Origin of the sequence: Mesotoga infera (genome assembly GCA_011045915.1) — a bacterium.
GTDB lineage: Bacteria > Thermotogota > Thermotogae > Petrotogales > Kosmotogaceae > Mesotoga > Mesotoga infera_D.
This window is the reverse complement of the sequence record DSBT01000182.1, coordinates 1-5,579: the sequence shown is the minus strand read 5'-3', so window position 1 is coordinate 5,579 and position 5,579 is coordinate 1. Positions and strand designations below refer to the sequence as shown.

Annotated in this window: 6 protein-coding genes; 5 read left to right on the top strand and 1 reads right to left on the bottom strand. The window is 47.7% G+C overall.

Annotated features, from left to right (window positions below; genetic code table 11):
• The first annotated feature begins 76 nt into the window (after positions 1–76).
• The 5 genes from ENN47_06905 to ENN47_06885 are packed head-to-tail and all read left to right on the top strand — an operon-like array spanning position 77 to position 4,653.
• Entirely contained in the window at positions 77–1,258 is a 1,182-nt protein-coding gene (locus ENN47_06905; GenBank protein ID HDP77897.1) for a M20 family peptidase, read from the top strand.
• Positions 1,255–2,238: an ABC transporter ATP-binding protein gene (locus tag ENN47_06900; GenBank protein HDP77896.1), complete on the top strand. Its 984-nt coding sequence runs from the start codon at positions 1,255–1,257 to the stop codon at positions 2,236–2,238. The genes ENN47_06905 and ENN47_06900 overlap by 4 nt, the downstream gene beginning before the upstream one ends.
• A complete protein-coding gene (locus tag ENN47_06895; GenBank protein ID HDP77895.1) occupies positions 2,225–3,178 on the top strand; it encodes an ABC transporter ATP-binding protein in 954 nt (317 codons plus the stop codon). The genes ENN47_06900 and ENN47_06895 overlap by 14 nt, the downstream gene beginning before the upstream one ends.
• 1 nt (position 3,179) lies before the next feature.
• The gene (locus tag ENN47_06890) at positions 3,180–4,109 is read left to right on the top strand and encodes a DUF1177 domain-containing protein (protein ID HDP77894.1); all 930 of its coding nucleotides are present in this window, start codon (positions 3,180–3,182) and stop codon (positions 4,107–4,109) included.
• Positions 4,102–4,653, top strand: coding sequence for a helix-turn-helix domain-containing protein (locus tag ENN47_06885; GenBank protein ID HDP77893.1), 552 nt, complete (start codon positions 4,102–4,104; stop codon positions 4,651–4,653). The genes ENN47_06890 and ENN47_06885 overlap by 8 nt, the downstream gene beginning before the upstream one ends.
• A gap of 255 nt (positions 4,654–4,908) precedes the next feature.
• Here the strand turns inward: ENN47_06885 and ENN47_06880 are convergent, their stop codons facing one another.
• A complete protein-coding gene (locus tag ENN47_06880) occupies positions 4,909–5,361 on the bottom strand; it encodes a CBS domain-containing protein (protein ID HDP77892.1) in 453 nt (150 codons plus the stop codon).
• Between the last annotated feature and the right edge of the window lie 218 nt (positions 5,362–5,579).

Below are 5,579 nucleotides of genomic sequence, written 5' to 3'. Positions count from 1 at the left end.
TGTCTGGGATTCAATCTACTTGGTGATGGTTTGAGAGACGTGCTTGATCCGAGATTAAGGTCGTAAAGGAGGCAAGATGAAGAATAGAGCTGCAATTATTAAGAGTGTTGACCTGATATCCGCCGATGTTGTTGGGTTGGCAAAGAGGATTTTTGAGTTTTCTGAACTTTCTTACGAAGAATATAAGTCAGCCGAGACTTTGATAGATTTCTTGAAAGGCAAAGGATTCTCAGTAGAAAGCCCGGCTATTGAAGAACTTCCTACTTCTTTCATAGCGAGTTATGGCAGTTCCGGTCCAAGGGTGGCAGTTATGGCTGAGTACGATGCCCTGCCGGAAATTGGTCATGCCTGTGGACACAACCTGATATGCACTACCAGTATAGCTGCAGCCGTAGCTCTGAAGGACAGCGGTGCAATTGATGAAGCAGGTGGAACTGTGGTCGTTGTGGGTTGTCCAGCGGAAGAAAGGGGAGGAGCAAAAAGAGTTCTGGTCGAGAAAGGCGTCTTTGACGACATGAGTGCGGCTCTGATAATACACCCGGCTTCCATGAGCACCGGTTTTGATATATCGTACGCGCTGAAGACTTTCTCGATCGAGTACTTCGGAAAGGCGGCCCATGCAGCAGCAGATCCTGCAAAAGGAGTAAATGCACTGGACGCGGTGATTCAGATGTTCAACGGTATTTCTGCAATGAGACAGCAGTTGCCGGAAAAGGTTCGTGTACACGGAATAATCACGAATGGAGGACAATCGTTCAATACCATTCCCGACTACTCCAGTGCTGAGATCGGAATTAGAGCTTTGACGATGGAGGAAGTCGATGAGGTTTCAGAGAAGTTCAGAAGGGTTGTAGAAGCAGGAGCACTAGCAACCGGTTGCGAGTTCTCGTTGAAGCAGACGGAGCAAATGGAAGAGGTCTATGTAAACGTTCCAATTGCTAGGCTTCTCGACAAGAATTTCGAGTCAGCAGGAGAGGAGACTACTCCACGGACTTACGAGCAGGGAGTGGGTTCGACGGATGTTGGCTCTGTGACACATGTACTCCCGGCGATACAGGGATACATAGATATTACAGGGGGCAAAGATATTCCAACTCATACAAAAGAGTTTGCTTCCTGTGCCAGTTCCGAATATGGTTACAAAGCCATGTTAAGAGCGGCGAAAGCAATGGCTCTTACGGTCTATGATCTTTTGTCAGATCAATCTGTTTTGAAGGAAGCAGTAGACTACTTTGAGGAAAGAAGGAAAGAGTTTTGAGCCAGGTACTTACCGTTGAAGATCTTACGGTAGAATTCAAGCTGCCGGAAGGTAAGCTTCGCGCGCCGGATGGCATAAGTTTTTCGGTGGGCGAAAGAGAAGTTCTTGGAATAGTGGGTGAAAGCGGTTCCGGAAAGAGCGTTACGGCCCTTTCTTTAATGGGTTTGATACCGTCGCCTCCGGGAACTGTCAAGGCAGGGAAGATGGAATTTATGGGGGAGAATCTTCTCAAAGAAGCCGAGAATATCAGGGGAAAGAGAATTTCTATGGTCTTCCAGAACCCTCTTAACTCGCTCAATCCGTCGATGAAGATTGGGGCTCAGTTGGTCGAGGTGCTTGTCAATCATATGAATATGAGCAAGATTGAAGCAAGAGAAAAGTCGATTCTAATGATGAAGAGCCTGGGAATCCCCTCTCCCGAGAATCTTCTGAATCGTTACCCTTTTGAGTATAGCGGAGGTATGCGGCAGAGGATCATGATTGCAATGGCAATGCTGTGCAATCCGAAACTACTTATTGCTGACGAACCTACAACGGCTCTCGATGTTACCATTCAGTCTCAGATACTCTACCTTTTCCGTGAGCTGAAGCAGAAGTTCGAGACTTCGCTCATTTTCATAACGCATGATCTGGGAGTGATTGCCCAAATCGCTGACAGGGTAATGGTCATGTATGCAGGCAAACAGGTGGAGAACGCTAGTGTTGAAGAGATTTTCAAAAACCCCAAACATCCGTATACTATCGGGCTGCTTGATTCTGTACCGAAATTGATTCCGGAGAAGAGAAAGGAAAGGCTCCTTTCGATAAAGGGCAATGTTCCCGGCCTTCTTGAACCTCCGAAAGGCTGCCGTTTTCATCCAAGGTGCAGCAGAGCGATGAAGATCTGTGCTGAGGAGGAGCCGCCGGCCTTCAAAGTGGACTCTTCCACTGTCTGGTGTTGGCTCCATAAGAGTGAGGTCGTTAAGAATGAGAATGCTTGAAGTTAGAAATCTCACGAAAAGATTTCCAGTCGAAGACAGTATCTTCGGAAAACCCACAAGGTTTCTTACTGCTGTTGATGATGTCTCTTTCGGAGTGGAAAGGGGCGCCGTTTTCAGTCTTGTAGGCGAAAGCGGCTCGGGCAAGTCGACGATAGCGAGATTGATCTGCGGAGCATATAAGGCGACAACCGGTGAGATTTTGTACATGGGCAAGCCGATTGGAAGAACGAAGGAGGACTACAGAAACATTCAGATGATATTTCAGGATCCCGATGCTTCGCTGAACCCTCGAAAGAATGTCTTCGCAATTATTGAGGAAGGCTTACGAATCCACAAACTCGGGAGCTCGAAAGAAAGAAGAGAGAAAGTTATGGGGATTCTTGAATCTGTAGGTCTTGACAGGCTTACCGTTAGGAAATTTCCTCATGAACTCAGCGGCGGACAGAAGCAGAGAGTGTCTGTTGCCAGGTCGCTCATACTACAGCCGGAACTCCTGGTTCTTGATGAGCCGACTTCTGCACTTGACGTTTCGGTGCAGGCACAGACGCTGAATCTTCTCGGCGATCTGCAGAAGGAGTTCTCCCTGACGTATGTGTTTATTACGCATGATCTAAAAATAGTCAGTCAGTTTTCCGACTATGTGGGTGTTCTGTATCTTGGCAATATCATGGAAATAGGTCCTGTCGATGAGATCATTGATAATCCACTCCACCCGTACACTCAAGGTTTGCTCGAGTCCGTCCCACAGCCCGATCCAAGCAAGAAAGCGATGAACGAGATTCTTAAGGGTGAGATCCCCAGCCCGCTCAATCCACCAAAAGGATGCCCGTTTATCACAAGGTGTCCAAAGGCCTATGAACCTTGCACAGAGAAACCCGGGCTAACGGTTGTTGGCGACAGACTGGTTAGATGCCATCTTTACGACACAGGAGGTAATTAGGATGCTTAGTCAAGTTATTGATGTCCTTGAGATTCTCGACAGCCCAGCGGCTAGCGGAAAAATGATTGGCGAACTGTTCAAGCAGTACGACGGAGTGAGTATTGAGATTGAGACAATCGGCGAAAGTAAGGGTACTACGGATGTGATTAGAATTCTGATAGAAGGTCGAGACCGCTCGCTTCCCACACTGGGCGTGATCGGTCAGCTGGGAGGCATTGGAGCCAGGCCGGAGATGATTGGCTTTGTCAGCGACGGAGATGGTGCAGCAGCAGCCCTTGCGGTTGCGTTGAAAGCCGCCCAGGCAAGCAGCAAAGGAGATAGGCTTCCCGGAGATCTCTTCGTCGCTACGCACATTTGCCCGAACGCGCCCACACAACCTCATAGGCCAGTTCCCTTTATGGGATCGCCGGTCGGCACAAGGCAGGCGCTTGAGGCGATGCTTAAGGCTGAGATCGGTGCCGTGATTTCCATAGATACGACAAAAGGCAATAGACTCATGAACTGGAAGGGCATTGCAATAACGCCCACCGTAAAAGAAGGGTACATACTGAGAGTATCAGAAGACTTGCTTGATATCTATGAATCAGTAACCGGCCAGCCGGCAAGAGTTCTGCCGATTACAATGCAAGATGTCACTCCATATGGAAACAGAGTTCATCACATAAACAGTATTATGCAACCATGCACTATACTGAAAGCTCCCGTAGTCGGGCTGGCGATAACGACTGAGATAGCAGTGGCCGGATGTGCAACCGGCTCTTCGCACGAGGTCGATATTGCGCTTGCTGCTCGCTTCTCGTTTGAGGTTGCTAAGCGTTTTGGGTCGGACAAATGCAGCTTTTTCGACGCGGAAGAGTATCAAAGGATTAGGACGCTGTACGGTGATATGTCAAGACTTGTCTACTCAACAGAGGATCTTGAAGATGACTGAACTCGATAACATCGGGAAGAAACTGAAAGCTTTGAGGCAGTCGAAAAGAATAAGCATAAAGAAGATGGCAGACACCTCCGGAGTTAGTTCCAGTTTAATCAGTCAAATTGAGCACGGAAAAGTATCCCCTTCGCTCAATACATTGAAGAAGATACTTGATGCAATGGGTGAGACAGTCATCTCACTGGTTCAGCAGAGTTCGCATGAGAATACAATGAAAGGCTTCATTAAGCGAGAAGACAGAATGACGGTCACTGTTGCGCCGGGCCTTTACTACGAGGTTCTTTCAGCCCCAAACAAGTCTTATTCCATGTTCATCTCGTATTTGAGTCCAGATGCGGGAACAGAAGATTTCTTCATTCATGAAGGGATAGAATCGGGATTAATCCTCAAAGGCAAGATCGAGCTTCAATTAGGCGATTCAACATTAGTCCTCGAAGAGGGAGATAGTATCACCCATAGCAGCACAATACCCCACAGGTGGAGAAATCTCGGAGAAGAGGTAGCAATTGGAGTCTGGGTAGTCTGTCCACCCAGTTTCTAAATAACCGCGCGAATCGATAGCCTTACACATGTTCGTTTGGTATTCCCGTTTTCAAGACTTCATGTTTTGGATGGAGTCAATGTTCGCACGAGAATAGACAAGCCTTTTTGCCCTATGGAGAATAGCATCCTTGAGGATCATCCGAAGAGTTTGGTGTTGAGAAGCCCCGACAGATGCATGATTTACACGGCCAGAAGACGATAAGCTGAATCTGAATTCTGGCCTTGCTTTGTTCAATGTGTAAAGTGTTTTCTCTCAGGAGTTTAGAGTCTCAGATATGAGCGGAATATCCCAGATAGTGATTATCTGCAGAGGAGTCTCGCTTATTCTGACGTTTTCCGTTACAAGTATCGCCTCAAGCCTTTTGCCCAGGGCACTGAACTCGCTGAATGAAGCTGCGATTTCGAAGAGAGTCGCTTTTCTGCTAACAAATACGACTGCCTCGTCTTCTTCCGCATAGTCCATCACGTCTCGAATCGGCATTTCTTTTATGTACGCCCTCTCTTCTTCGCCGACAAAGGCCATCCACCTTGCGATCGCATTCGTAGTGAGAATTCCTCTGAACTGCCTTCCCTCATAGACGGGTATCTGTGAGAATGCCTTCTCCCCTATGATCTTCAGGGCTTTGTCCACCGTATCGTTGAGGTCGATTGTCACGACTTTTCCTGATTTGGATATCGTAGATACCCTGGGTGGAGCGTTCAACATTTCGGCAACGTGTTCGATGTTTTCGACGACTTCCTTATGCGGTTCTGCAATTGGTTTGCCCTAGTTAGGGTATGGACTATTGCGTTTCTAAGCTCGGCGTACTCAAGAAGTATGTCTAGGTAGTTGCGCAGAGTTTTGTCGCTCTTTGATGCATCTCTCAAGGATCTTGCGAAGCCGTCGACCCGGTAATCTTCGTTTATCTTCCTCAGATATCCCTC

What these genes read in the sequence shown, in the direction of transcription:
- ENN47_06885 (HDP77893.1), top strand. Translation starts at nt 4,102, where the DNA reads ATGACTGAACTCGATAACATCGGGAAGAAACTGAAAGCTTTGAGGCAG.
- ENN47_06895 (HDP77895.1), top strand. Translation starts at nt 2,225, where the DNA reads ATGAGAATGCTTGAAGTTAGAAATCTCACGAAAAGATTTCCAGTCGAA.
- ENN47_06880 (HDP77892.1), bottom strand. Translation starts at nt 5,361, where the DNA reads ATGTTGAACGCTCCACCCAGGGTATCTACGATATCCAAATCAGGAAAA.
- ENN47_06905 (HDP77897.1), top strand. Translation starts at nt 77, where the DNA reads ATGAAGAATAGAGCTGCAATTATTAAGAGTGTTGACCTGATATCCGCC.
- ENN47_06890 (HDP77894.1), top strand. Translation starts at nt 3,180, where the DNA reads ATGCTTAGTCAAGTTATTGATGTCCTTGAGATTCTCGACAGCCCAGCG.